The organism is Kribbella pittospori, from assembly GCF_004331465.1.
Taxonomy (GTDB): domain Bacteria; phylum Actinomycetota; class Actinomycetes; order Propionibacteriales; family Kribbellaceae; genus Kribbella; species Kribbella pittospori.
The window spans coordinates 988,747-1,012,316 of record NZ_SJKB01000001.1 but is presented as its reverse complement, the minus strand read 5'-3'; the positions used below and the strand labels follow the sequence as shown (position 1 = coordinate 1,012,316).

The following is a 23,570-nucleotide window of genomic DNA, read 5'->3' as shown; positions in this document are numbered from 1 at the left end:
TTCTCCTGTTCGCGGTGGGGCTGGTCGGATCGAGTCCACCAGCGGCCACCGCGAACCGGCATCCGTCAAAATACCGAGTGGCTACTCCACTCGCAGTCCGGTGTGGTGTGCGGCGAAGGCGAGGAGGTCCGCCCACTCCGACGCGATCATTGCGGCGGGTTTGCCGAAGCCGTGGCCGGTGTTGACCTCGATTCGGGTCAAGATCGGTGCGGGCGAGGACTGGGCGTGCTGCAGGGTGGCGATGAACTTGTGGCTGTGCAACGGCACGACGCGGTCGTCGTGGTCACCGGTGACCACGAGCGTTGCCGGGTACGCCGTCCCGTCCCGAAGACTGTGGAGCGGTGAGTAGGCCAGCAGGTCCGCGAACTGCGACTCGTCGTCGGGATGACCGAAGTCGGACGCCCAAGCAGCTCCCACCGTGAACAGGTGGAAGCGCAACATGTCCATGACACCCACGCCCGGGAGGGCGACCGCGAAGAGGTCCGGGCGTTGCGCCATGACCGCACCGACGAGCAGTCCGCCGTTGCTGCGGCCGTGAATGGCCAGCTGCTCCGGAGTGGTCACGTTGGTGTCGCGCAGGTGCTCAGCCACGGCGATGAAGTCGTCGAACACGTTCTGCTTGTTCTTCAGCCGCCCCGCGTCGTGCCAGTCGCTGCCGTACTCACCACCGCCGCGCAGGTTGGCGATGACCAGCACTCCGCCGGCGGCGAGCCACGCCGGCCAACCCGGCCGGTAGTCGGCCAGGACGGGGATGCGGAAGCCGCCGTAGCCCCACATGAGAGTCGGCCGCGGCTGCGAGAAGTCCAGGTCGGAGCGAGTGATCAGGAAGTACGGCACATCGCGGCCCGGCGCGATCCGGCGAGTCACCGTGACCGACGGCGGAGTGAACCCACCTCCGCCACGGACCAGCTCGGGCAATGCACGGACAGAGCCCGAGTCAGCCGATACGACGTACGACAGCGTGGGATCCGTGGTGGTCGACAGGCCGACGAAGATCTCGTCGTACTCGGGCGACGCGTTGAGACCGACCACTCCCCCACCCGGAACGTCGACAACGCGCGCACCGGAGCCGTCCAGCGCGTAGAGCGTCAGCACCGGCTGTGCGTCGACCAGCGTGAGCGTCGTCAGGCCGGCCGCCGTACCGCGGACTGCCTGCAGGGTCGCCTCGCCCTCCGAGATCAGGTCGGTGAACGTGCCGTCCAGCGAGGAGAGCACCACGCGACCACGAGACGCATCACGGTCGGTCCGCAGTACGAGCTGATCACCGGACATCCGCACGAACGCGATCTCGTCGGTGAACTCGTCCACCACCTTGACCGGATCGCCGAGGCCGTCCGACGTGATCGGGAAGACCCAGAGCCGAGTCGCCGGATCGGTGCCCTCGCTGATGTGCACGACCAGGTAGCGGTCGTCCTCGGACACCTCGGGCGTGATGAAGAAGCGGTCCTGGTCCGGGAAGCTCAGCACGAGCTCGTCCGACGACTGCGGATCGCCGACTTTGTGCAGCATCAGCCGACCACCGGTCAGCGACTTCGTCTCCGTGCCCTCGCTCCGGCCGGTCGGCGGATAGTGCAGATAGAGGTACGCCGAACTGTCCGGAAGCCAGGTGGCCTCGCAGAACTTCGCCTCCGTCACGCCGTCGTCCACAGAGGTGCCGGTGGCGATGTCGAGCAGCCGGAACGTCGTCCAGTCGCTGCCGCTCTCGTTGATGCCGTAGGCGAAGTACTTGCCGTCCGGGCTGACAGTGAACGAGCCCAGCGAGTCGGTGCCGTCGGCTGACAGCGTGTTCGGGTCGATCAGGATCCGGCCGCCGGCGAGCAGTTCCTCCAGCGACTCCGCGACGTACACGACATCCTGCGCCTGCGTGCCGTCGTTGCGGCCGGCGAAGTACCAGCCGGCCTTCTTCGCCGGTACGCCGGCTCGCGGCCGGGCCAGGATCGCGGACATCGTGGCCTCGAACCACTCCCGCTCCCGGTACGTCGACAACTCGGCCTGGGTGAACTCGTTCTGCCGGCGGACCCAGTCCTGGGTGTCGGCGGAGTCCGGGTCCTCCAGCCAGCGGTACGGGTCGGCGATCTGGTGGCCGTGCAGCGTGTCGACGACGTCGTCGCGACGGCTCTCGGGGTAAGCGGCAGTCATGCGCTCCAACTTAACCGGCGAGTGCGATTTCAGCAGAAGCTCGTGAGCGTCGTACCCACCGGCTCCGGTGGGCGGCATCCCGCGCAGGCGCCGGAGGCCGGTGGGTACGACAGGCCCTCAGTGGCGGGCCGGGTTGATGTCCTGGGACCAGAGCACGGTGCCGAACAGGTTGCGCAGGGACGCGGTGAACACGCCGCTGCGCGGGTCGATCGAGACGTGACCGAAGAACTGGTTGCCGCCGGCCGGCGACTGGCTCGGGAAGTCGGCCGCCTTCACGAACTCGACCTTCGGGCCGAACGTCGAGTCCAGTGCGTTCGGGCCGAACGTGCCCGCATTGACCGGGCCGGCCACGAGCTCCCAGAACGGGTCGAAGTCGGTGTAGGCCGCGCGGGACGGGTCGTAGTGGTGGGCCGCGGCGTAGTGCACGTCCGCGGTGAGCCAGATCGTGTTGCGGACCTTGCGCCGCTTGAACTGGCTCAGCACCCAGGCGATCTCGTGCTCACGGCCGCCGGGCGCGCCGCTGACGCCGTTCGCGACGGCCTCGATCAGCGGGCCGTCCGGGACCAGCAGGCCGAGCGGCATGTCGCTGGCGATCACCTTCCAGGTCGCCTTCGACGCGGCCGCCTCGCGGACCAGCCACGCGGCCTGCTCGGCACCGAGCATCGCGACCGGGCCAACCGTGTCGGGTGTCGGGTTCGCACCGCGGTACGTCCGCATGTCGAGGCAGAACACGTCGAGCAGCGGGCCGTAGCTCACCTTGCGGTAGATCCGGTTCCGGCCGGCCGAGTGCACCATCGGCAAGTATTCGAGGAACGCCTTCCGGGCCCGGGCCGCCAGGACGTCGACCCGCTTCTCGGTGTAGCGGTCGTCGGTGAGGATCTCACCGGGGTACCAGTTGTTCAGCGTCTCGTGGTCGTCCCACTGGCTCACGATCGGAACGTCGGCGTACAGCGCCCGGACGTTGTCGTCGAGCAGGTTGTACTTGTACCGGCCGCGGTACTCGGCCAGCGTCTCGGCGACCTTGGACACCTCCTCGGTCACCACGTTCTTCCAGACGGTGCCGTCGGCAACCTTCAGCTCGGCCTCGATCGGGCCGTCGGCGTAGATGTTGTCGCCGGAGTGCAGGAAGAAGTCCGGCCGGGTCTGGTGCATGGCCTTGTACGCCGCCATGCCGCCGATCTCGGGGTTGATCCCGTACCCCTGCCCGGCGGTGTCGCCGGTCCACACGAACGACAGTCCGCGGTTGCGGCCCGGCGTACCGAACGCGCCCTCGAGGGTCTCGCCGCGGCGGCCCCAGGAGTCCTCGAACGCGATCCGGTAGTCGTAGCGCTGCCCCGGGCGCAGGCCCTTCAGCGGCAGCTGGGCGGTGAAATCGTCGTCGGGTCCGGTGATCGGGCCACGCAACCGGATCGCCCGGTCGAAGCGGCCGTTGCTGGTCAGGTCGACGACCAGCCGGCCGCGGCGGTCGGTCCGGGACCAGACGATGGCGGAGTTCTCGGTGACGTCGCCGGACATGATCCCGGACGGCAGTGCGGGCCGGTCACGACGTACGACGTTGGGGGCCGCGGTAGCCACCCCTGGCACAGCCAGGGAGGCGCCGGCGACGGTGGATGCGGCCAAGAGCTGGCGGCGGCTCAAGTTCATGCCGCCAGCTTGCTCCGCACCGGTGACGACAGGGTGAACCCCGGATGATCAGCGCCCTGTCTCACACTGACGCGGACCGGTTGCGCCGGCTCCGCGTCCATGGTTCCGTTGGGGTACCAGCCACCATACGTGTGGCGCTGCCCCAGACCCGGTAGCGCATCGCGGTCGATGCACTCCCGGAGTGGGGCGTTTCTCATGTCACAACTCGTCGCCGATGACGACCATCCGCAGCAGCGGTACACCAGCCTGTACACCGACCTGTCCCGCACGGTGCGCGAGCTCGGGCTGCTGAACCGGCGGCACCGCTACTACTGGATCCGGATCGCCGTCGTGACGCTCGCGTTCGCGGCTGTCTGGGCCGGCGTCGGCCTGCTCGGCAACTCGTGGCTCGTACTCCTGCTCGCCGGCGGGCTGGCGCTGGTGCTGACCCAGGTCGCATTCCTCAGTCACGACGGAGCGCATCGGCAGATCTTCGACTCGAAGCGATGGAACGACTGGACCACGCGCCTGCTGGCCGCCGTACTGGTCGGGATGAGCTCGAGCTGGTGGCACTCCAAGCACAGCCGCCACCACGCCGCGCCGAACCAGCTCGACCGCGACCCGGACATCGGCCCGGGGGTCCTCGCTTTCACACCCGAAACCTTTGCCCAGCGCAAGGGTCTGGCCGCCTGGCTGACCCGGCGGCAGGGCTGGCTGTTCTTCCCGCTGCTCACCCTGGAGGGCCTGAGCCTGTACGTCGCCAGCCTGCGCCACCTGTTCCGGCGTACGGCGACCAAGCTGGAGCGCATCGAAGCAGCGATCGTTCTGACCCGGCTGGCCGGATCGGTGGCGGTGCTGCTGATCCTGCTGCCGGTGGGCAAGGCGGGAGCGTTCTTCGGGCTGCAGCTGGCCGTGTTCGGGATCTGCCTCGGCGGGTCGTTCGCGCCGAACCACAAGGGCATGCCGCTCGTCCCGGCGACGATGAAACTCGACTTCCTCCGCCGCCAGGTGATGATGTCGCGGAACATCCGGGGCGGGATCATCGTGGACTTCGCGCTCGGCGGGCTCAACTACCAGATCGAGCATCACCTGTTCCCGAGCATGCCGCGGCCGACGCTGCGGCAGGTCCAGCCGATCGTTCGCGAGTACTGCGACCTGCACGGGGTGAAGTACACCGAGGTCGGCCTGTTCACGTCGTACGGGATCGTCGTCGACTACCTGAACAATGTCGGGCTGAGGGCACGCGATCCGTTCCACTGTCCGCTCGCCGCACGGATGCGCTAGCCGGTCCTTTTGCCAACCGGACACCTGACCACGCGCTCGCCTTCATGCCCGTTTGGCCGCCATGCCGGATGATGCACTCCAGCTGTTGCTGGCCGGCGCGTTGGCACTCGTGCTGGTGCAGGTCGCGTTCCTCAGCCACGACAGCGCCCACCGGCAGATCTTCCACTCGGCAGCGCGGAACGACTGGACGGCGCGAGTCCTGGCCGGCTGTATCGCCGGGATGAGCGTGACCTGGTGGCGGAACAAGCACTCCCGGCACCACGCCGCACCGAACCAGGTGGACAAGGATCCCGACGTACAGCTCGATGCGATCGCGTTCACGCCGTACGCCGTTGCGAAGCGCGGCCGACTCGGTCGGTGGATCGCGGCGCGGCAGGGCTGGCTGTTCTTCCCGCTCCTGACGCTGGAAGGAATCGGCCTGCACTCGTCGAGCGTGCGGCACCTCCTGCGCCGGGACGCGAACCGGTTGGACCGGATCGAGGCCGCGGTCGTGATGTCGAGGATCGCCGGCTACGTTGCCGCGCTGTACCTGCTGCTCCCGATGGGCAAGGCCAGCGCCTTCCTCGGTCTGCAGCTCGCGGTGTTCGGCGTCTGCCTCGGTGCGGCGTTCGCGCCGAACCACAAGGGCATGCCGCTCGTCCCGGCCGGGATGAAGCTCGACTTCCTGCGCCGCCAGGTGCTGATGTCGCGCAACATCCGCGGCGGCACCCTGACCGACTTCGCTCTGGGCGGCCTGAACTACCAGATCGAGCACCACCTGTTCCCGAGCATGCCGCGGCCGACGCTCCGCCAGGTCCAGCCGATTGTGCGCGAGTACTGCGCTCTGCACGGCGTCGCGTACACCGAGGTCGGCCTGTTCGCGTCGTACCGGATCGTCGTCGACTACCTGAACAACGTCGGACTCAAAGCACGCGACCCGTTCCAATGCCCGCTGGCGGCGGAACTCCGCTCAGCCAGTGGGCGGGATCTCGCCTGAGCCGCGGATCGTCAGCTTCACCGGGACGCGGACCGTCCGGCCCGGCCGGTGCGGCTCGGGCAGCCGCTCGGTCATCAACTGGATCGCCGTACGGGCCATCACGTCGGCAGACTGAGCGACCGCGGTCAGCCCCGGGCTGAGCAGGTCGCCGAGCGCGAGGTCGTCGAACGACACCAACGCCACCTTGTCCCGCCGGCCGGCCAGTCCGCGGAGCACCTCGGCAGTGGTCATGTTGTTTGCCGACAGCAACGCCGTGGCCGGCTCCGTCCGATCCAGTACGGCGGACAGCGTGATGCCGATGCCCTCCGTGGTGGGCTCGGACAGATGGACCAGGTCCTCGTCCACGTCGATCCGGTGCCGGGCCATTGCGGCCCGGTAGGCGACCACGCGCTCGCGGGCGGTGAAGATCCGCTCGTCGTCACCGAGGTACGCGATCCGCCGGTGGCCCTGCCGGACCAGGTGGTCGATCGCCTGGTCGATGCCGCCGGCGTTGTCGGCGAGCACCGCGTCGGCCTCGATCCCGTGCGCCGGCCGGTCGATCGTGACGACCGCCATCCCGGCGTCGACGTGCGGGGCGAGGTACTCCTGGGTCTCCCCGATCGGCGCCATGATCAGCGCGTCCGGCCGGCGGGCGACGAACTCCAGGCAGACGTCCCGCTCCCGCTCCGGGTCCTCGTCGGTCAGGCCGATCATCACGACCGAACCGCTCGAGCGGGCCCAGAGCTCGACCGCGCGGCCGAGCGAGGCGAAGAACGGGTCGCCGATGTCGCGGATGACCACCGCGATCGTCCCGGTCTTGCCGCGGCGCAGCATCCGGGCGCTCTCGTTCGGCGTGTAGTTGAGCTCCTTGATCGCCGCCTGGACCTTCGCGGTCAGCTCCGGGCTGACGTTCGGCTCCTCGTTCACCACCCGGGAGACCGTCTTCAGCGCGACGCCCGCCCGGGCCGCGACCTCCTTCATCGTGGGCCGGCGCTGCCCCGTGCCGTTCACCCCGCTGATGCTCAACCGCCGGCCCACCCTTCCTGGTTCTCAGCTCTCCACGACGACCGGGATGATCATCGGGCGGCGGCGGTGGGTGTCGCTGACCCACTTGCCGACCACCCGCCGGATCACCTGCTGCAGCTGGTACATGTCGTCCACGCCACCGCCGATCGCCTTCTCGATCTCCGCCTCGATCCGCGGCTTCAGGTCGTCGAAGACACTGTCGTCCTCCACGAACCCGCGCGCCTGGATCTCCGGCCCTGCCGTCAGTTTGCCGGTGACCGAGTCCATCACGGCGATGACCGAGATGAAACCCTCGTCGCCGAGGATCCGGCGGTCCTTCAGCGAGGTCTCGGTGACGTCGCCGACGGTCGAGCCGTCGACGAAGACGTACCCGCAGTCGACCTTGCCGGCCACGACGGCCTTGCGGTCGATCAGGTCGACCACCACGCCGTCCTCGACGACGACCACGTTCTCCCGCGGTACGCCGGTCTGGATCGCGAGGTCGGCGTTCGCGTGCAGGTGCCGGATCTCGCCGTGCACCGGCATCACGTTGCGCGGCTTGACGATGTTGTAGCAGTAGAGCAGCTCGCCGGCGCTGGCGTGACCGGACACGTGCACCAGCGCGTTGCCTTTGTGGATCACGTTCGCCCCGTGCCGGGTCAGGCCGTTGATCACCCGGTAGACCGAGTTCTCGTTGCCCGGGATCAGGGACGACGCCAGGACGACGGTGTCCCCCGGCTGGATCTGGACCACGTGGTGGTCGTTGGCCGCGATCCGCGACAGCGCCGACATCGGCTCGCCCTGCGAACCGGTCGAGACCAGCACGACCTGCTCCGGCGGGTAGTTGTCCAGCTCGCGCATGTCGATCAGCGTGTCGCCGGGCACGTTCAGGAAGCCGAGGTCACGGGCCACACCCATGTTGCGCACCATCGAGCGGCCGACGTACGCGACCTTGCGGCGGTGCTTCACGGCAGCGTCCATCACCTGCTGGACGCGGTGCACGTGCGAGGCGAAGCAGGCGACGATGATCCGCTGGTTCCTCGCGTTGGTGAAGACCCGGTCCAGCACCGGCGCGATGTCGCGCTCGTGCGTGGTGAAGCCGGGCACCTCGGAGTTGGTGGAGTCGACGCAGAACAGGTCCACGCCCTCCTCGCCGAGCCGCGCGAACGCCCGCAGGTCGGTGATCCGGTTGTCCAGCGGCAACTGGTCCATCTTGAAGTCGCCGGTGTGCAGCACCATGCCGGCCGGCGTCCGGATCGCCACCGCGAGCGCGTCCGGGATCGAGTGGTTGACCGCGATGAACTCGCAGACGAACGGGCCGATCTGGAGCTTCTCGCCCTCGACCACGGTCTGCTGCGGCACGTTGCGGTGCCGGTGTTCCTTGAGCTTGCCCTCCAGCAACGCGAGCGTGAGCTGCGAGCCGATGACCGGGATGTCACCCCGCTCACGCAGCAGGTAGGGCAAGCCGCCGATGTGGTCCTCGTGGCCGTGGGTCAGAACCACCGCGACGATGTCGTCGAGGCGGTCCCGGATCGGCTGGAAGTCCGGCAGGATCAGGTCCACGCCGGGCTGGTTCTCGTCCGGGAACAGTACGCCGCAGTCGACGACCAGCAGCTTCCCGTCGTACTCGAAGACCGTCATGTTCCGGCCGACCTCGCCGAGGCCGCCGAGCGGGATGACCCGCAAAGCGCCCGGGGTCAGAGGTCCGGGCGCGTCGAGATCTGGGTGGGGATGGCTCATGCAATCAGTCCTGCCGTCTTGAGGTCGGTGGTGAGCCAGTCCACTTGCTCAGCGGTCGCCTCAATCAACGGCGACCGGAGTGTCGCGTGCTCGATGACGCCGGCCAGCTTGAGCGCGGCCTTCACCATGATGGCGCCCTGGGTCCTGGTCATGATCGCCTCGACGGCGGGCACCACCCGTCGGTCGATCTCTCGTGCGGTGGCGAGGTCGCCGGCCACCACGGCGTCGATCAACTGGCGGTACGGCTCACTCGCGACATGCGCGACGACGCTGGCGATACCCACCGCGCCGATCGCGAGCCAGGCGAGATTCAGCTCGTCCGCACCGCAGTAGTAGAACAGATCGGTGTTCGCCAGCACCTTGGTGGCCCCGGCGACGTCGCCCTTGGCGTCCTTCACCGCGACGATCCGCGGGTGCTCGGCGAGCGCGATCAGCGTGTCGGTCTTCACCTCGACGCCGGCCCGGCCGGGGATGTCGTAGACCATGTTCGGCAGGCCGGTGGCGTCGGCGACCGCGGTGAAGTGCGCGCGCAGCCCGTCCTGCGGAGGCTTGTTGTAGTACGGCGTGACGACCAGGAGGCCGTCGGCCCCCGCGGCCTCGGCCTGCTTCGCACACTCGATCGTGTGTCTGGTGTCGTTGGTGCCGACTCCGGCAACCACCTTGGCCCGGTCACCGACCGCCTCGAGCACCGCCTTCACCAGCTGGACCTTCTCCTGGTCCGAGGTGGTGGGCGCCTCGCCGGTGGTCCCGTTGATCACCAGCGCGTCGTTGCCGCGGTCGACCAGGTAGGTGGCCACCTTCTGCGCGGCCTCGAGATCGAGCGAGCCGTCGGGCCGGAACGGGGTGACCATGGCCGTCGTCAGGCGGCCGAAGGGCAGCGCCGGCGAGGCAGAAGAATCTGGCGAGGACATGGGGCTCAGATTACCGCTCCGAAGCCGCTGAGAAATGAGTAGGCCTGATAGCTGTCCGCTCGGGGGTCCGGGCAGCTACCAGGCTCAATGGTCCTATCGGGCCAGGCCCAGCAGTCGTTACAGCTTCGACCAAAAAAGTCCGGAAAAATTTCTGCGAATACTCTCGGTAGTTGCGGCCTTGCGGACCGTGGAGAATTCGTCATCGACCGGCCAGCCAGATCGAGGTTGCGTCGAAGAATCGCTGCACTGCTTGCAACGCGCCGGGAAGCAGCAGTACGCCGCCCGCCAGGAGCAACGGCGCAATGAGGATGCGCTCGACCCAGCCGCCGGTGGGGAAGCGCAGCGGACGCGGGAGCCGGATCTCGTACCAGGTCTCGCCGCGGATCGGCAGCGGCCACAACCACGGGCAACCCGACCGGGTCAGGCTGTCACCAAGGCAATGCGTGAACATGCCGAGCGCCACCGCGACACCGATCCATCCGCCGATCCCGGTCAGGCCGGCCTGTAGGGCGTCCGCAGTTGACGTACCTGGGAGCGCCGTACCCAGGACTGACCAGCCGACGGCTGCGAGGACGGCGATGATCAGCCAGTCGCCGAGTACGTGCGCAGCCAGCAGGAGTCCGGTCGCGGCGATGGCGAGCACGGCCCACTTCCCTCGGTCGCCAAGGCTTGCCGCGAGTACGCCGAGCAGGATCGCGGCGGCCAGGGTGTGCGTGGCGTGGCGGTGCTTCCCGGTGCTGTCCTCATCCCGTGGTCCCTTGGTGAGGTCATAGAGCAGGCCCGAGAACGTACGGATCACCGTGGACACCAGTCCTGTCACCGGACCGAGCAGCCGGGAGGCGCTCGCGCCCGGGTGATCGAGGTCGGGGACGAGCGCGTAGCCGGCCGTAGCCGCCGCGAACGGGACCACCTCCGCCACCGACGTCAGACCCACCAGCGGTGCGACCGCCAGTCCCAGGCACCACCCCGACAGGGCATGCGACCGACCCATCACCTGCGCCTCACCACTCCCTCACCCCGGCAACGGCCCATCCTTTCAATCCGGATCCCACTCACCGGGGAGGCTCGCCCGGGACGCCGTTTTGCATAATCATGCAGAGGGGTGCATACTTTTCCTGTGTCCAAGGTGCTTACGTCATTGCCGGTTGGTGAGCGGGTCGGGATCGCGTTCTCGGGAGGTCTCGACACGTCCGTCGCGGTCGCGTGGATGCGCGACAAGGGAGCGGTGCCCTGCACATACACCGCCGACCTCGGTCAGTACGACGAGCCCGACATCGCCTCGGTCCCCGGCCGGGCCACGGCGTACGGCGCGGAGATCACCCGCCTGGTCGACTGCCGGGCGGCGCTGGTCGAGGAAGGGCTGGCCGCGCTGGCCTGCGGTGCGTTCCACATCCGGTCGGCCGGGCGCACGTACTTCAACACCACCCCGATCGGGCGGGCCGTGACCGGCACGCTGCTGGTCCGGGCAATGCTGGACGACGACGTTCAGATCTGGGGCGACGGGTCGACGTTCAAGGGCAACGACATCGAGCGGTTCTACCGCTACGGCCTGCTGGCGAACCCGCAGCTGCGGATCTACAAGCCGTGGCTGGACGCGCAGTTCGTGCACGAGCTGGGTGGTCGCAAGGAGATGTCGGAGTGGCTGGTCACGCACCAGCTGCCGTACCGGGACAGCACCGAGAAGGCGTACTCCACCGACGCCAACATCTGGGGCGCCACCCACGAGGCGAAGACGCTGGAGCACCTCGACACCGGGATCGAGAACGTCGACCCGATCATGGGCGTGAAGCACTGGGACCCGGACGTGGAGATCCTGCCGGAAGAGGTCTCGATCGGCTTCGAGCAGGGCCGGCCGGTGACGATCAACGGCAAGGAGTTCGGCTCGGCGGTCGACCTGGTGCTGGAGGCGAACGCGATCGGTGGCCGGCACGGTCTGGGGATGTCGGACCAGATCGAGAACCGGGTGATCGAGGCGAAGAGCCGGGGCATCTACGAGGCTCCCGGGATGGCGCTGCTGCACTCGGCGTACGAGCGGCTCGTGAGCGCGATCCACAACGAGGACACGCTGGCGAACTACCACAACGAGGGCCGGCGGCTCGGGCGGCTGATGTACGAAGGCCGCTGGCTGGACCCGCAGTCGCTGATGCTGCGGGAGTCCCTGCAGCGGTGGGTCGGTACGGCGGTCACCGGTGAGGTCACCATGCGGCTCCGGCGGGGCGAGGACTACTCGATCCTCGACACCACCGGCCCGGCCCTCAGCTACCACCCGGACAAGCTGTCGATGGAGCGGATCGAGGACTCGGCCTTCGGCCCGGTCGACCGGATCGGTCAACTGACGATGCGGAACCTGGACATCGCCGACTCCCGCTCCAAGCTCGAGCAGTACGCCGGCCTCGGCATGTTCGGCAGCTCGAACCCGGCCCTTGCCTCCTCCACCGACCTCATCGGCGCCATGCCCACCGGCGGAGCCGAAGCCATCGCCTCCCGAGGCGAAGCCACCGAAGAAGACGAACTGCTGGACCGCGCCGCCATGGAGTCCGGCACCGACTGATTCCACCCCGAGCCAGCGACCGGTCTTCAGGGGAGACCGGTCGCTGCCTTATCAGGCGAAGTGCGTGGTAACAACCGCCAGGAATTCGATGGGCCTCCCCCACGAACCTGCCTCCCCTACCCAGCCCCGGTGTGGATCCTGCACTGCGCGGTTGCCTGTCATTCGGCCGAGCAGGCTCGCTTCAGATCCCGTCGCTGCGGCCGAGGAGCAGTTTCACCCAGCCGGTTCTGGTGGGTGCGGCTTGTCTCGGGCTGGGGTGGGCGCGGCGTGTCCTGGGTGGGGGTGGGTGCGGCGCGTGCTGGGTGGGCGTGGCGTCAGGCGTCGTAGTCGAGGGTTACTGCGGGGGTGGTGGGGTGGGATTGGCAGGTCAGGACGTAGCCGGCGCGGAGTTCGTCGGGTTCCAGGGCCCAGTTGGTGTCCATGCGGACGGCACCCTCGAGGACCTTGGCGCGGCAGGTGCCGCAGACGCCTCCCTTGCAGGCGAAGGGGGCGTCGGAGCGTACGGCGAGGGTTGCGTCGAGGACTGCCTTTGAGTGTTCGGCCAGGGTGAACGTCGAGCGGCGGCCGTCGAGGATGACGGTTACCTGGGCCGCGTTCTCGTCGGTGGGCGCTTCGTCGACCGGAGCGGCGGGAGCTTCGTCGCCTACGTGGAAGAGCTCGGCGTGCACGTGTTCGCGGGCCACGCCCTCCCCCAGCAACAACTCCTGTGCGCCGACGACCATCGCGTACGGACCGCACAGGAACCACTCGTCGACGGACCCCAGCGGCAGGATCGTCGCGAACATCCGGCCCAGCCGGTCCGCGTCGATCCGCCCGCTGAACAGCTCCACCTCGGTCGACTCCCGCGACAACACATGCACCAGGTGGAACCGCTCGGCGTACCGATCCTTGAGGTCGGCGAGCTCGTCCGCGAACATCACCGATCCCGCGGTCCGATTGCCGTAGAGCAGCGTCACGCGCGACGAGGATTCGACCGACAAGATCGTCGCGACCAGCGACAGCACCGGCGTGATCCCACTGCCCGCGGCGACGAAAGCGTAGTGCTTCGCGTTCGCCGGGTCGAGCGTCGTACCGAACCGCCCGAGCGGCGTCATCACCTCGAGCTCATCGCCGACCTTCAGCCCATTTGCCGCGTACGCCGAGAACTCCCCACCCGGGATCCGCTTCACGCCGATCCGCAAGACCCCGGATCCGGCCGGCGAGCAGATCGAGTAGCTACGCCGTACCTCCTCACCAGCACGACGGATGGTGAGATGCTGACCCGCGCTGAACTCGTACTCCTCCGCCAACTCAGGCGGCACCTCGAACGTGATCGCCACCGAGTCGTCGGTGATCGCCTCGATCGCCGCCACCTTCAACGGATGGAAGACGGCCCGCCGACGGGCCACAGTCGTCGTCATCACAACGCCTTGAAGTGATCGAAGGGTTCGCGGCACGAGTTGCACCGCCACAGCGACTTGCACGAGGTCGACCCGAAATGACTCAACTCCGTCGTGTCCGGCGAACCACACAACGGACACCGCACAGTCAGACTCAACATCACCGGACCGCCAACGGCCCGACGCCCGGTCGGCGGAGCGATCCCGTACTCGGTCAGCTTCGCCTTCCCGGCCTCACTCATCCAGTCCGTAGTCCAAGCAGGCGACAGGACGGTCTCGACCCGTCCGTCCACCTGCAGCGCCTGAAGCGTGAGCTCCACCTCGTGCCGGATCAGATCCATCGCCGGGCAACCGGAATACGTCGGGGTGATCGTGACGACGACCTCATGACCCTCGTGCCGCACACCACGCAACACACCAAGATCCGCGATCGTCAGCACCGGCACCTCCGGGTCCGCGACCTCACCGACGGCTTCGAGGATCGCGGTGTCGGTCACCATGTCGCCCCCGGATACGACCGAGCCACATGCTGCAGCTCAGCGAGCAGATACCCCAAGTGCTCGGTGTGCCGACCCTGACGGCCCCCACTGTGCTGGTACGACGCCGATGGCCGGCCGCACGTCGATTCGTCGATCACCGCCATTACCCGACGCGTCCACTCGTCCTGCAACGTCGACGGATCCACTGCGACCGCGAGACGTCGTACGAGCTCGTCGGACTCGAACATCTCAGCGGTGTAAGGCCAGAGCGCGTCCAGCGCCAACTCCATCCGCCGATGGCTCTCCTCAGTGCCGTCGCCGAGGCGCAGCACCCACTGGGTCGCGTGGTCGACGTGGTACGCGACCTCCTTGACCGCCTTGCCGGCCACACCGGCCAACTGCTCGTCGTCGCAGCCCCGCAGCTCGTCGTACAGCAGCTGCTGGTACGTCGCGAAGTACAGCAACCGCGCCATCGCGTGCGCGAAGTCGCCGTTCGGCAGCTCGCACAACTGCAGGTTGAGGAAGTCGCGCTCGTCCCGGAGGTACGCGAGATCGTCCTCCGAACGACCGGCACCCTCGACCGCACCGGCGTACTGCAGCAGTGACCGGGCCTGACCGAGCTGGTCCAGCCCGATGTTGCCGAGGGCAACGTCCTCCTCGAGCTGCGGCGCGGCCGCGATCCACTCGGCGGTGCGCTGGGCGGAGATCAGCGCGTCGTCGCCGAGCCGGAGCGTGTAGACGAAGAGGTCGTTCACAGATGCTCGACGCCTTCCGGGACCTGGTAGAAGGTCGGGTGCCGGTAGACCTTGTCGCCGGCCGGATCGAAGAACTCGTCCTTCTCGTCCGGGCTGGACGCGGTGATGTCGGCGGCGCGCACCACCCAGATCGACACGCCCTCCTGGCGGCGGGTGTAGACGTCGCGCGCGTTTCGCAGCGCCATCGTTGCGTCCGGCGCGTGCAGGCTGCCGACATGCGTGTGCGACAGCCCGCGCCGAGACCTGACGAAAACTTCCCACAGTGGCTCGATCATGCGGCGGCCACCGCCTTCTTGGCCGCGTACGCCGCCGCGGCCTCACGGACCCAGGCGCCGTCCTCGTGCGCCTTGACCCGATGCGCTAGCCGCTGCTCGTTGCACGGACCGTTGCCCTTCACCACGTCGTACAACTCGGTGTAGTCCGGCTCGGTGAAGCGGTAGTGCCCCGACTCCTCGTCGTACGACAGTCCGTCGTCAGGCACGCGAATCCCCAGTACGTCGGCCTGCGGAACGGTCATGTCCACGAAGCGCTGGCGCAGTTCGTCGTTGCTGTGCCGCTTGATCCCCCACGCCATCGACTGCTCCGAGTGCGTCGACGCGGAGTCCGGCGGCCCGAACATCATCAGCGACGGCCACCACCAGCGGTCGAGCGCGTCCTGGGCCATCGCCTTCTGCCCATCAGTGCCGTTGCACAGCGTGTGCAGGATCTCGAATCCCTGCCGCTGGTGGAACGACTCCTCCTTGCAGACCCGCACCATCGCCCGCGCGTACGGCCCGTAGGAGCAGCGGCACAGCGGCACCTGGTTGACGATCGCGGCACCGTCGACGAGCCAGCCGATCGCGCCGATGTCGGCCCAGGTCAGGGTCGGGTAGTTGAAGATGCTGGAGTACTTCTGCTTCCCGCTGTGCAGCAGGTCGAGCAGGTCGGCCCGGTCCACGCCGAGCGTCTCGGCGGCGGCGTACAGGTAGAGGCCGTGGCCGGCCTCGTCCTGGACCTTGGCCATCAGGATCGCCTTGCGGCGCAGCGACGGCGCGCGGCTGATCCAGTTGCCCTCCGGCTGCATGCCGATGATCTCGGAGTGCGCGTGCTGCGCGATCTGCCGGATCAGGGTCTTGCGGTACCCCTCCGGCATCGCGTCCCGCGGCTCGATCCGGCCGTCGGCGTCGATGGTCGCCTGGAAGCTGTCCATGCCGGTCAGCATAGCCGAGATGTGACACTTTCTGGCTAGATCAACGAGAAGTGTCACAAAGTCGGACGGGAGTGGTGGTAGGTCCACCCCAGGTAGTGGTGACAACGCGCTGGGTACGGCCGCCGCGGCAGGCGAGGATTTCGAGTAACAGCTCAAGGACTAAACAGTTTCTCGAAAGGGTGTCCCCGTGACTACGCAGACTCTCCCGGCCGTCGATCACCGCGGACCGGTCTCCGGCAAGGAGCGCGCCCTCGCGCCCGACCTGATCCGCGGTGCGATGCTGCTGCTGATCGGGCTCGCCAACGCCGCCAACTTCGCCTTCGCCGGCCAGCCCGGTGTGGAAAGCGCGCCGCACGGCCTCGAGCGGCTGCTGAACTTCGTCAAGCTCACCTTCGTGGACGCCCGGGCCTACCCGGTGTTCGCGGTGATGTTCGGCTACGGCCTCGTCCAACTCGCCCGCCGCCAGCGCTCGTCCGGCGCGACCACCGGCGCCGTCCGGCGAATCCTGCTGAAGCGCAACCTGTGGCTGATCGTCTTCGGCCTGGTGCACGCGGCACTGCTGTACTTCGGCGACTTCCTCGGCGCGTACGGCATCGTCGGGATCATCTGCACGCTGTTCCTGCTCAACCGCGGTGACAAGTTCCACCGGATCGTCATCGGCATCTGGGTCTTCGAGGGCCTCTACGTGTTGACCACCGCGGCCCAGGCCGTCATCGCCGTACTGAACAGCTCCGGCCCGGCGCACGCGCTGACCAACGAGCCGAACCCGTCGCTGGCCGCGGCGTCGTACGGCGCCGGCCTGGTCGACCGGCTGCACGAGTACCCGCTGCACACCGCCAGCGTGGTCGGATTCATCATCGTCGTGTGGCTGGGCATCTGGGCCGCTCGCAAGCAGATCCTGGAGAACCCGGCCGCGCACCGCACCCTGCTGACCCGTGTCGCCGCCGTCTGCATGGGCTTCACGATCCTCGGTGGCCTTCCGCTCGCTCTGGTCGGCGCCGGCTGGCTGCACGTCGACGAGGCCGCGGTCGACGCCATGAGCAACCTCTCCCACGTCAGCGGCATGTTCGGCGGTCCCGGGTACGTCGCTCTGTTCGGCCTGCTGGTCTCGCGCATCACCACGCTGTCGCTGCCGGTCCGGGCGATCTCCTCGCTGGGTCAGCGGTCGCTGTCGGGCTACCTGTTCCAGTCGGTCTCGTGGATGGTGCTGCTGGCCCCCTTCACGTTGGACCTCGGTCACCGCTTCGGCGGCACGGCGTACACGGCCTTCGGGTGCGCGGTCGCGGTGTGGATCGTGTCGGTGCTCGGTGCCTACGCGATGACGAAGCGGTCCTACCGCGGACCGGCGGAGACGTTGCTGCGGCGACTCGTGTACTGACCCCTCACCTGTTGCCGGCCGGACCTGGTGTCCGGCCGGCAACACTGTCTTGGGAGGATTGTGGATATGAGTGACTTCGGCGTACCGGAACCCGCCAACCTGTCGGAGCTGTCCGGTGAGAGCCCGGTGGCGGAGACGAGTGTGCGGCTGGCCCTTCCGGCCGAGGCCAACGAGATCGGCGAGATCCAGGTCGCCGCGTGGCGTGCGTCGTACGCCGGTCTGCTGCCGGCCGATGTGCTGGCCGACCTCAACCCCGCGCAGTTCGCCGCTCAGTGGCGGGGCGCACTCCTCGCGCCGGGTGAGGCCCGCAACCGGGTCATGGTCGCGCTGGCCGGCCGGACGCTGGTCGGCTTCGCCGCGATCACACCGTCGGACGACCCGGACGCCGACCCGCAGCGCGATGCATTGATCGCCGAGCTCGCCGTCCAGCCGGACGCGACCCGCACCGGCCACGGCTCCCGGCTGTTGAACGCGGTCGTCGACACCATCCGCGCCGACGGCTTCAGCCGCGTCACGGTCTGGGTCAACTCCACCGACGACGTCCTGCGCGCCTTCTACACCGAGGCCGGCTGGGCCCCCGACGGCGCCCATCGCGAACTCGACCTCTACGGCGACGAGTCGGTCCGCATCAAGCAGATCCGCCTCCACACCGACCCCGGCCCGACCGACTGAGCGTCAAACGCGGGCATGGTGGCTTCCTACCTGGGCGCGGTAGAGGTCGCGGAGTAGGGAGATCTCGGCGCCGTGGTGCATGACCTCGCGGTTGATGTGGGTAATCAGGCCGAGCATCGGGTCGTCGGCGAAGTACGCGCCCTTCGGGCCGAGCGGGCTCCACAACGCGTCCTTGTCGAGACTTCGGATCGAGTCGTGCCAGCGCCCGTACCAATGCCGTAGGAACTCCAGACCGTCCGCCGCGGTCGCGGGGATCTCGGCCGGGATGTGCCGCGGGTCGAACATGTCGGCGTCGTCCGGACCGTCCTCGAAGAACGCGTTCACGCGGATCGCGAAGCACCCGACCCCGATGTGCACCATCCGCCAGGCGATCGTGGTCAGTGGCGGCGGATCCGGCACCGGATCTGCCAGCTCGTAAACCGTCTGCCCGTCCTCGCCCGGCCGCACGGACCACATCCCGTCCACCGGCTCCCAGAGGTACTCCTCGTCGGTCAACCCCTGCAATCGCGGCCAGAGGTGGACGTCCCAGTAGAACTCCAGCTGTCCGATCAGTAGGTCACCACAACCGGCCATCACGACTCCTCGTCTCTCGTGGGCAGAACCCTAGAAGCCCGCACCGACAGTCCCTTAGCACCTCGCGGATCCGCGACCGGCCGGGGGTGGTGCTCGACCGTGAACGGCAGGCATGACAGATTGCGACAGTCCGATTACGCAAGGCCATTCGCTGGAGTTTCCATGAAGTACCTCGCCCTGGCCGTCGGTCTGGGGATTTCCGCTGCCGCCGTTCTCGTCGTCCCAGGATCGGGGGCGACTGCCTCGACCGAAGCGACGACGGCGGTCGACCGGCCGCATCCCGTGGCCAACAAGTATCTGAAGCAGAGACCGGCCTGGAAGCAGTGCGGCGAGCCGTCGCTGCGGACGTACTGCGCGAAGATCACCGCGCCGCGCGACTGGGCGAACCAGTACGCGGGCAACGACATCCAACTCGCCGTCAGCAAGGTCGCACCGGCGAAGGGCAAGCCGAGCCGGGTCGTGTTCGGCAACCCGGGCGGTCCGGGTGGCGCCGGCCTCGGCATGGCGCCGTACCTGGCCAGTCAGGCGCCGCTGCAGAAGGACTTCCTCGCCGTCGGCTTCGACCCGCGCGGCACCGGCGACAGCACCAACGTCACGTGCCAGGGCGCGCCCGGCTACACGATGGACGCTCGCGACCGAGACCCTTCCAACCTCGCCCTGGTCGCCGAGGCGTCGCAGCTCAGCCAGCCGTACTGCGACCGGCAGTCGCGCGGCCTCCTGCCGTACGTGAACACCGCGCAGACCGTGCAGGACCTCGATCTGATCCGGCAACTGCTCGGCTTCGACAAGATCGACTTCGTCGGGTACTCCGGCGGGACCTGGATGGGCGCGTACTACCAGACCTACTTCCCCGAGCACGTCGGCCGGTTCGTGCTGGACTCGAACACCGACTTCACCAGGCCGTGGCTGGACACGTTCTCCGCTCAGCCGCAGGCCTTCGAGCGCCGGTTCCGCGAGGACTTCGCGACCTGGGCCGCGAAGTACGACTCCAAGCTGCACCTGGGCACCTCGGCCGGCGCGGTACTGCGGACCTATGAACACCTTCGGCGGGATCTGAAAAAGCAGCCGGCGGTCGAGGAGTTCCTGGACGGCACGGTGAAGATCAGTTACGACCAGAACACCCTGGACCAGATCGTCTCCGGGGACATGTATACAAAGATTGATTTCTATTCGTTGGCAATCGATCTGGCATTTCTGCGCGACCTTTCCGTGGCTCAGGCAAAGGGCGGTCCACGCGCCGCACAGAACCAGGTCGACGCACTCTCTCTGACCCGCCAGCACGAGCTGGTACGTCGCGCCGCCCGCGGAACCGTCGGCCTGCCACCGATGGGCCGCGTCGTCGGCGAGGACGACGCCGAGGACGCGACCTTCACGGCAGTCACGTGCAACGACACCTCCTGGCCGCAAGGTCGCGAGTACGGCGATCAACTGGCCGCGCGACTCGGCCCGCACTACCCGTTGGTCGGCTGGACGATGAACCAGAACCCGTGCTTCTTCTGGAACCGCCCGAACCTGACCATGCCGCAACCAACCGGCAAAGGCTTGCCCACAACGCTGATGGTGCAGTCGACCCACGACCCGGCGACCGGTTACGAGCTCGCCGTCTCAGCCCACCAGAGGTACGCCGGCTCGCGTCTCGTCACCGTCACCCACGAAGGCGACCACGGCGTGTACGGCGGCGTGAACGCGTGCGCCGACAAGATCGTCAACACGTTCCTCACCACCGGCAAGGCACCGGCCAAGGACGTCACCTGCGCCGGCCACGGCATCCCGGCACCGTCGATGCCGGCCCCTGGCGACGAGACCGGCGCCGGACAGCCGGAGTACGGCGACAACGCGCCGCTGCGCCGGATCGCGGGATTCACGAAAGCGGTCTCCGGATATCTGTCCTGAGATCCGGACCAGCATTTGAGTGTTGCCCGATGGGACAAAGAAATGCGCGGAATTCCGGCGGATTTCCCTTACCCACGGGCAGTTCCCGGTCACCGTCGGCGAAATCCGGCCGGGACTTTCGTTGTCAGGACATATTTGTCAGGGCGATGTCAGGGTTCCGTCCCTGTGCGACGCAGCGTGATTTCGACAACCTTGAGTCAGCGCGGAGGAACGGGGCGTCGACCGGGAGGGCTCGACGGCACGGACATTCGCCACACGGCTTCGGCCGGCTGTGAGGTGGGGGGACTGCCTGGGGGGTCAGACAGAGACACAGCCGGTCGGGTCCGTATCCCGCGCTCCCAGATCCCTCGCGGGGTACCGTCGATCCCCCAGGTCGTGGTGCTCCGCGAGGCAACCTTCCGATCAGCAGACCTGGTGGACTGCTGATCGGTTCGTTTTGCCGGCTCAGAGTCAGGCGGCTGAGAGTCAGAGCCGGCCGCTGTGGTCCGGGCTGGAGGTCGATCCCGGCGGCGGATACCCGTCCTCGACCGCGGCGAGTGGTGCGGCCCGCCCGGCCGACCACGCGGTCCGGAAGGCCCGCCGCTCCAGCGACTCCTCGATCGACGTCCGGGTCGCCTGGTAGTCGGGTTTCTCGATCTCCGGAATCGGTGCGCCGATCACTTCCCGCACCCCGTCCGCAGCACCGAGGAGGAAGGCGGCGTACTCGCTCCTCCCCCGCTGCTGGGCGACGGCCGCGAGCTCCTCGAGCACACTGGCCGACCGCCACCGATCACCCAGGTCGCGATGCTCAGCCAGACTCTCGTCCAGGAGATGCACCGCGCGCTCGGTCACACCACGGCGCCGTTCGATGATGCCGAGCTGGTTCAGCGACCAGGCGACCCCTTCGCGGTATCCGAGCCGCTGCGACAGCGCCAGACTCTCCTGCAGCAGGTCCTCGGCCACGGTCAGGTCGCCGCGGTACTGCGCGATGGTCCCCAGACTGATCAGTGACCACGCCTGCCCTTCACCATCGCCCAGCATCCGGAAGCTGTCCCGCGCCCGTTGGCATCGCCGAGCGCCGATGTCCAGATCGCCGCGCAGCCACGCCACGAACCCGAGGTGGTTGTGCGCCCACGCCATCCCCGACCGGTCGCCGAGGCTCTCGTACAGGTCGTAGCTCTGGCAGTGCAGGTCCTCCGCGGCCTCGTAGTCACCACGCTCCCGCGCGACTCCGCCGAGCCGCTGCATCACCAGCGCCGTACCAGCCGTGTCGTCGAGACCCTTGTATTGCGTCAGTGCGGTCTCGAGCCGGATTGTCGCGGTGTCGTACTCGCACTGCAGGAACGCGAGCATGCCGGCGCCCAGATTCGCCTTGGCACAGTACGGGCCCATTCCGTCGAGCTCGGAGGCCGGCACGTTGTCCGCAAGGCTCAGCGCACGCTCCAGCCATTGACTGCCCTCGGAGTAGTGGCCGCGCAGGTAGCAGAACGTCCACAGCGCACCGGACAGCCGCAGCGCTTCGTGGATCGAGCCGGTGTGCAAGGACCAGGCCATGGCGGCGCGCAGATTGCCCAGCTCGGCGTCGAGCCGTTCGAGCCACACCTCCTGGTTCGGACCGCGCAACTGCCCTTCCGACTCCTCGGCCAGGGCGACGTAGAAGTGCGCGTGCCGCTGCTTGGCTTCCTCGACCACGCCGTCGGCGGCGAGCCGATCGGCGGCGAACTCACGGATCACCGCGAGCATGTAGTACCGCGCGACGTTGCGCCGCCGGATCACGCGGATCAGCGACTTGTCCACCAGGCGTCCGGTCAGGTCGAGTGCCTCGCCGCGCTCCTGCGGACCCGGCGTGGCCTGACCCGACATGACCCTCGCGGCGGCACTCAACGTCCAGCCTCCGACGAACACCGACAGCCGGGCGAACACCTCGCGCTCGGTCGGCGAGAGCAGATCATGGCTCCACTCGATCGCGCCGCGCATCGACTGCTGCCGCGGCGATGCTGTCCGTGAGCCACCGGCAAGGATGCCGAACGAGGTCTCCAACTCGGCGGCCAGTTCCTCGATGGTCATCACGTTCGTCCGGGCCGCGGCGAGTTCGATGGCCAGCGGCATGCCCTCCAGCCGGCGGACCACTCGGGCGACCTGGTCGAGTTCGCCGTCCGGGTCGTAGCCTCGCGCGACGGCACGCTCGACGAACAACCGAACTGCCGCGGAAGACTCGATGTGGTCCGCGTCGTGCGGCAGTGACAATGCAGGTACGACGTACACGCTCTCGCCGGGAACTCGCAGCAACTCCCGGCTGGACGCGAGGATCGACAGATTCGGGCAGCTCTCGAGCAGCACGGCGCAGACCTGGCCGACCATCGCGACGACATGCGAGCAGTTGTCGAAGACCAGCAGCAGGTGACTGCGGCCGATCTGCTCGGCGATCTCCTCCACCGGCCGGCTGCCGTCCATCTGGTGCAGTCCGGCAGACGCGGTGATCGCCGGAACGACAGCCGCCGGATCGGTCAGTGTTGCCAGCGGAACCCAGCAGACGCCGTCCTGGAAGCTGTCCGTCAACTCGTTCGCCAGGGCTGCGGTCAGCCGGGTCTTGCCCACTCCACCTGGGCCGGTCAGCGTCAGCAGACGAGTGATGCGCTGGTCCAGCAAACGTTTGGTTGCGGTCATTTCGGTGGTGCGGCCGATCAGGTTGTTCGGCGGCGCGGGCGGCTGACGCATCGGCCCGCGGGGCGACTCGGTGTCGCGGCGTGCGGCTGCGGTGAGTTGCGCGCGCTCGGGATCCTCGAGCCGCAGCGCATCCGCGAGCAGCCGCAAGGTATGTGCTCGCGGCGCACGCCGACGTCCCCGCTCCAAGGCCGCGATCGCATCGACACTCAGACCGGCGCGCTCGGCCAGTCCCTCCTGGGACAGCCCGGCCTCACGCCGATGCCGTCGCAGCAAACCGCCGAACCCTGCGCTCTGCATGTCGTCCGAGCCGCGGCGAGACCCGTCTGATGGCACAGGACGGCTCCACCCAGTCTCCGACCTGTACGTGGCGGTTGCCACGCACTTCCCTCTGAAAGTAT

Annotated in this window: 19 protein-coding genes; 6 read left to right on the top strand and 13 right to left on the bottom strand. The window is 68.2% G+C overall.

The window, feature by feature from the left end:
• Positions 1 to 81: 81 nt before the first annotated feature.
• Both E0H73_RS04610 and E0H73_RS04605 read right to left on the bottom strand, forming a co-directional pair.
• Complete coding sequence (locus tag E0H73_RS04610) at positions 82 to 2,139, bottom strand: prolyl oligopeptidase family serine peptidase (RefSeq protein ID WP_131351657.1); 2,058 nt, start codon at positions 2,137 to 2,139, stop codon at positions 82 to 84.
• A 117-nt stretch (positions 2,140 to 2,256) separates the two neighbouring features.
• Positions 2,257 to 3,783 carry an alkaline phosphatase D family protein gene (locus E0H73_RS04605; protein WP_131351654.1) on the bottom strand — a complete coding sequence of 509 codons (1,527 nt, stop codon included), beginning with the start codon at positions 3,781 to 3,783 and terminating at the stop codon, positions 2,257 to 2,259.
• A gap of 195 nt (positions 3,784 to 3,978) precedes the next feature.
• Here E0H73_RS04605 and E0H73_RS04600 point away from each other — a divergent pair, with 195 nt between their 5' ends.
• Together E0H73_RS04600 and E0H73_RS04595 are read left to right on the top strand one after the other, a co-directional pair.
• Positions 3,979 to 5,046: a fatty acid desaturase family protein gene (locus tag E0H73_RS04600; RefSeq protein WP_131351651.1), complete on the top strand. Its 1,068-nt coding sequence runs from the start codon at positions 3,979 to 3,981 to the stop codon at positions 5,044 to 5,046.
• Between the two features lie 61 nt (positions 5,047 to 5,107).
• A complete protein-coding gene (locus E0H73_RS04595) occupies positions 5,108 to 6,022 on the top strand; it encodes a fatty acid desaturase family protein (protein ID WP_131351648.1) in 915 nt (304 codons plus the stop codon).
• Here E0H73_RS04595 and E0H73_RS04590 read toward each other — a convergent pair.
• From E0H73_RS04590 to E0H73_RS04575, 4 genes are all read right to left on the bottom strand, one after another.
• Positions 5,996 to 7,027 carry a LacI family DNA-binding transcriptional regulator gene (locus E0H73_RS04590; protein WP_238163801.1) on the bottom strand — a complete coding sequence of 344 codons (1,032 nt, stop codon included), beginning with the start codon at positions 7,025 to 7,027 and terminating at the stop codon, positions 5,996 to 5,998. The genes E0H73_RS04595 and E0H73_RS04590 overlap by 27 nt on opposite strands.
• Positions 7,028 to 7,051: 24 nt before the next feature.
• A complete protein-coding gene (locus E0H73_RS04585) occupies positions 7,052 to 8,746 on the bottom strand; it encodes a ribonuclease J (RefSeq protein ID WP_131351645.1) in 1,695 nt (564 codons plus the stop codon).
• A complete protein-coding gene (gene dapA, locus E0H73_RS04580) occupies positions 8,743 to 9,657 on the bottom strand; it encodes a 4-hydroxy-tetrahydrodipicolinate synthase (protein ID WP_131351642.1) in 915 nt (304 codons plus the stop codon). The genes E0H73_RS04585 and dapA overlap by 4 nt, the downstream gene beginning before the upstream one ends.
• A 199-nt stretch (positions 9,658 to 9,856) precedes the next feature.
• Positions 9,857 to 10,648: a metal-dependent hydrolase gene (locus E0H73_RS04575; RefSeq protein ID WP_131351639.1), complete on the bottom strand. Its 792-nt coding sequence runs from the start codon at positions 10,646 to 10,648 to the stop codon at positions 9,857 to 9,859.
• Positions 10,649 to 10,774: 126 nt separating this feature from the next.
• Here E0H73_RS04575 and argG point away from each other — a divergent pair, with 126 nt between their 5' ends.
• Positions 10,775 to 12,208, top strand: a complete 1,434-nt coding sequence (gene argG / locus E0H73_RS04570; RefSeq protein ID WP_131351636.1) for an argininosuccinate synthase — start codon at positions 10,775 to 10,777, stop codon at positions 12,206 to 12,208.
• A gap of 314 nt (positions 12,209 to 12,522) precedes the next feature.
• Here the strand turns inward: argG and paaE are convergent, their stop codons facing one another.
• The 5 genes from paaE to paaA are packed head-to-tail and all read right to left on the bottom strand — an operon-like array spanning position 12,523 to position 16,010.
• Positions 12,523 to 13,608: a 1,2-phenylacetyl-CoA epoxidase subunit PaaE gene (paaE, locus tag E0H73_RS04565; protein WP_131351633.1), complete on the bottom strand. Its 1,086-nt coding sequence runs from the start codon at positions 13,606 to 13,608 to the stop codon at positions 12,523 to 12,525.
• On the bottom strand, positions 13,608 to 14,087 hold the full coding sequence (paaD, locus tag E0H73_RS04560; RefSeq protein ID WP_131351630.1) for a 1,2-phenylacetyl-CoA epoxidase subunit PaaD: 480 nt from the start codon (positions 14,085 to 14,087) through the stop codon (positions 13,608 to 13,610). Before paaD ends, paaE begins: the two co-directional genes overlap by 1 nt.
• On the bottom strand, positions 14,081 to 14,821 hold the full coding sequence (gene paaC, locus E0H73_RS04555) for a 1,2-phenylacetyl-CoA epoxidase subunit PaaC (RefSeq protein ID WP_131351627.1): 741 nt from the start codon (positions 14,819 to 14,821) through the stop codon (positions 14,081 to 14,083). The genes paaD and paaC overlap by 7 nt, the downstream gene beginning before the upstream one ends.
• Positions 14,818 to 15,096 carry a 1,2-phenylacetyl-CoA epoxidase subunit PaaB gene (gene paaB, locus E0H73_RS04550; RefSeq protein WP_131351625.1) on the bottom strand — a complete coding sequence of 93 codons (279 nt, stop codon included), beginning with the start codon at positions 15,094 to 15,096 and terminating at the stop codon, positions 14,818 to 14,820. The genes paaC and paaB overlap by 4 nt, the downstream gene beginning before the upstream one ends.
• The gene (gene paaA, locus E0H73_RS04545; RefSeq protein ID WP_238163800.1) at positions 15,093 to 16,010 is read right to left on the bottom strand and encodes a 1,2-phenylacetyl-CoA epoxidase subunit PaaA; all 918 of its coding nucleotides are present in this window, start codon (positions 16,008 to 16,010) and stop codon (positions 15,093 to 15,095) included. The genes paaB and paaA overlap by 4 nt, the downstream gene beginning before the upstream one ends.
• Before the next feature lie 187 nt (positions 16,011 to 16,197).
• Here paaA and E0H73_RS04540 point away from each other — a divergent pair, with 187 nt between their 5' ends.
• Both E0H73_RS04540 and E0H73_RS04535 read left to right on the top strand, forming a co-directional pair.
• Entirely contained in the window at positions 16,198 to 17,388 is a 1,191-nt protein-coding gene (locus E0H73_RS04540) for a DUF418 domain-containing protein (RefSeq protein WP_238163799.1), read from the top strand.
• Between the two features lie 66 nt (positions 17,389 to 17,454).
• Complete coding sequence (locus E0H73_RS04535; protein WP_131351620.1) at positions 17,455 to 18,060, top strand: GNAT family N-acetyltransferase; 606 nt, start codon at positions 17,455 to 17,457, stop codon at positions 18,058 to 18,060.
• Between the two features lie 3 nt (positions 18,061 to 18,063).
• Here the strand turns inward: E0H73_RS04535 and E0H73_RS04530 are convergent, their stop codons facing one another.
• Positions 18,064 to 18,633: a DinB family protein gene (locus E0H73_RS04530; protein ID WP_131351617.1), complete on the bottom strand. Its 570-nt coding sequence runs from the start codon at positions 18,631 to 18,633 to the stop codon at positions 18,064 to 18,066.
• A 162-nt stretch (positions 18,634 to 18,795) separates the two neighbouring features.
• Here E0H73_RS04530 and E0H73_RS04525 point away from each other — a divergent pair, with 162 nt between their 5' ends.
• Positions 18,796 to 20,526, top strand: a complete 1,731-nt coding sequence (locus E0H73_RS04525) for an alpha/beta hydrolase (RefSeq protein ID WP_131351614.1) — start codon at positions 18,796 to 18,798, stop codon at positions 20,524 to 20,526.
• A 465-nt stretch (positions 20,527 to 20,991) separates the two neighbouring features.
• On the opposite strand, the gene E0H73_RS04520 is transcribed toward E0H73_RS04525, so the two are convergent.
• The gene (locus tag E0H73_RS04520) at positions 20,992 to 23,505 is read right to left on the bottom strand and encodes an ATP-binding protein (protein WP_238163798.1); all 2,514 of its coding nucleotides are present in this window, start codon (positions 23,503 to 23,505) and stop codon (positions 20,992 to 20,994) included.
• Between the last annotated feature and the right edge of the window lie 65 nt (positions 23,506 to 23,570).

Coding starts and splice junctions, on each gene's coding strand:
- E0H73_RS04610 (WP_131351657.1), bottom strand. CDS start 2,139: ATGACTGCCGCTTACCCCGAGAGCCGTCGCGACGACGTCGTCGACACG.
- E0H73_RS04605 (WP_131351654.1), bottom strand. CDS start 3,783: ATGAACTTGAGCCGCCGCCAGCTCTTGGCCGCATCCACCGTCGCCGGC.
- E0H73_RS04600 (WP_131351651.1), top strand. CDS start 3,979: ATGTCACAACTCGTCGCCGATGACGACCATCCGCAGCAGCGGTACACC.
- E0H73_RS04595 (WP_131351648.1), top strand. CDS start 5,108: ATGCCGGATGATGCACTCCAGCTGTTGCTGGCCGGCGCGTTGGCACTC.
- E0H73_RS04585 (WP_131351645.1), bottom strand. CDS start 8,746: ATGAGCCATCCCCACCCAGATCTCGACGCGCCCGGACCTCTGACCCCG.
- dapA (WP_131351642.1), bottom strand. CDS start 9,657: ATGTCCTCGCCAGATTCTTCTGCCTCGCCGGCGCTGCCCTTCGGCCGC.
- E0H73_RS04575 (WP_131351639.1), bottom strand. CDS start 10,648: ATGGGTCGGTCGCATGCCCTGTCGGGGTGGTGCCTGGGACTGGCGGTC.
- paaE (WP_131351633.1), bottom strand. CDS start 13,608: ATGACGACGACTGTGGCCCGTCGGCGGGCCGTCTTCCATCCGTTGAAG.
- paaD (WP_131351630.1), bottom strand. CDS start 14,087: ATGGTGACCGACACCGCGATCCTCGAAGCCGTCGGTGAGGTCGCGGAC.
- paaB (WP_131351625.1), bottom strand. CDS start 15,096: ATGATCGAGCCACTGTGGGAAGTTTTCGTCAGGTCTCGGCGCGGGCTG.
- paaA (WP_238163800.1), bottom strand. CDS start 16,010: ATGGACAGCTTCCAGGCGACCATCGACGCCGACGGCCGGATCGAGCCG.
- E0H73_RS04535 (WP_131351620.1), top strand. CDS start 17,455: ATGAGTGACTTCGGCGTACCGGAACCCGCCAACCTGTCGGAGCTGTCC.
- E0H73_RS04530 (WP_131351617.1), bottom strand. CDS start 18,633: ATGGCCGGTTGTGGTGACCTACTGATCGGACAGCTGGAGTTCTACTGG.
- E0H73_RS04525 (WP_131351614.1), top strand. CDS start 18,796: ATGAAGTACCTCGCCCTGGCCGTCGGTCTGGGGATTTCCGCTGCCGCC.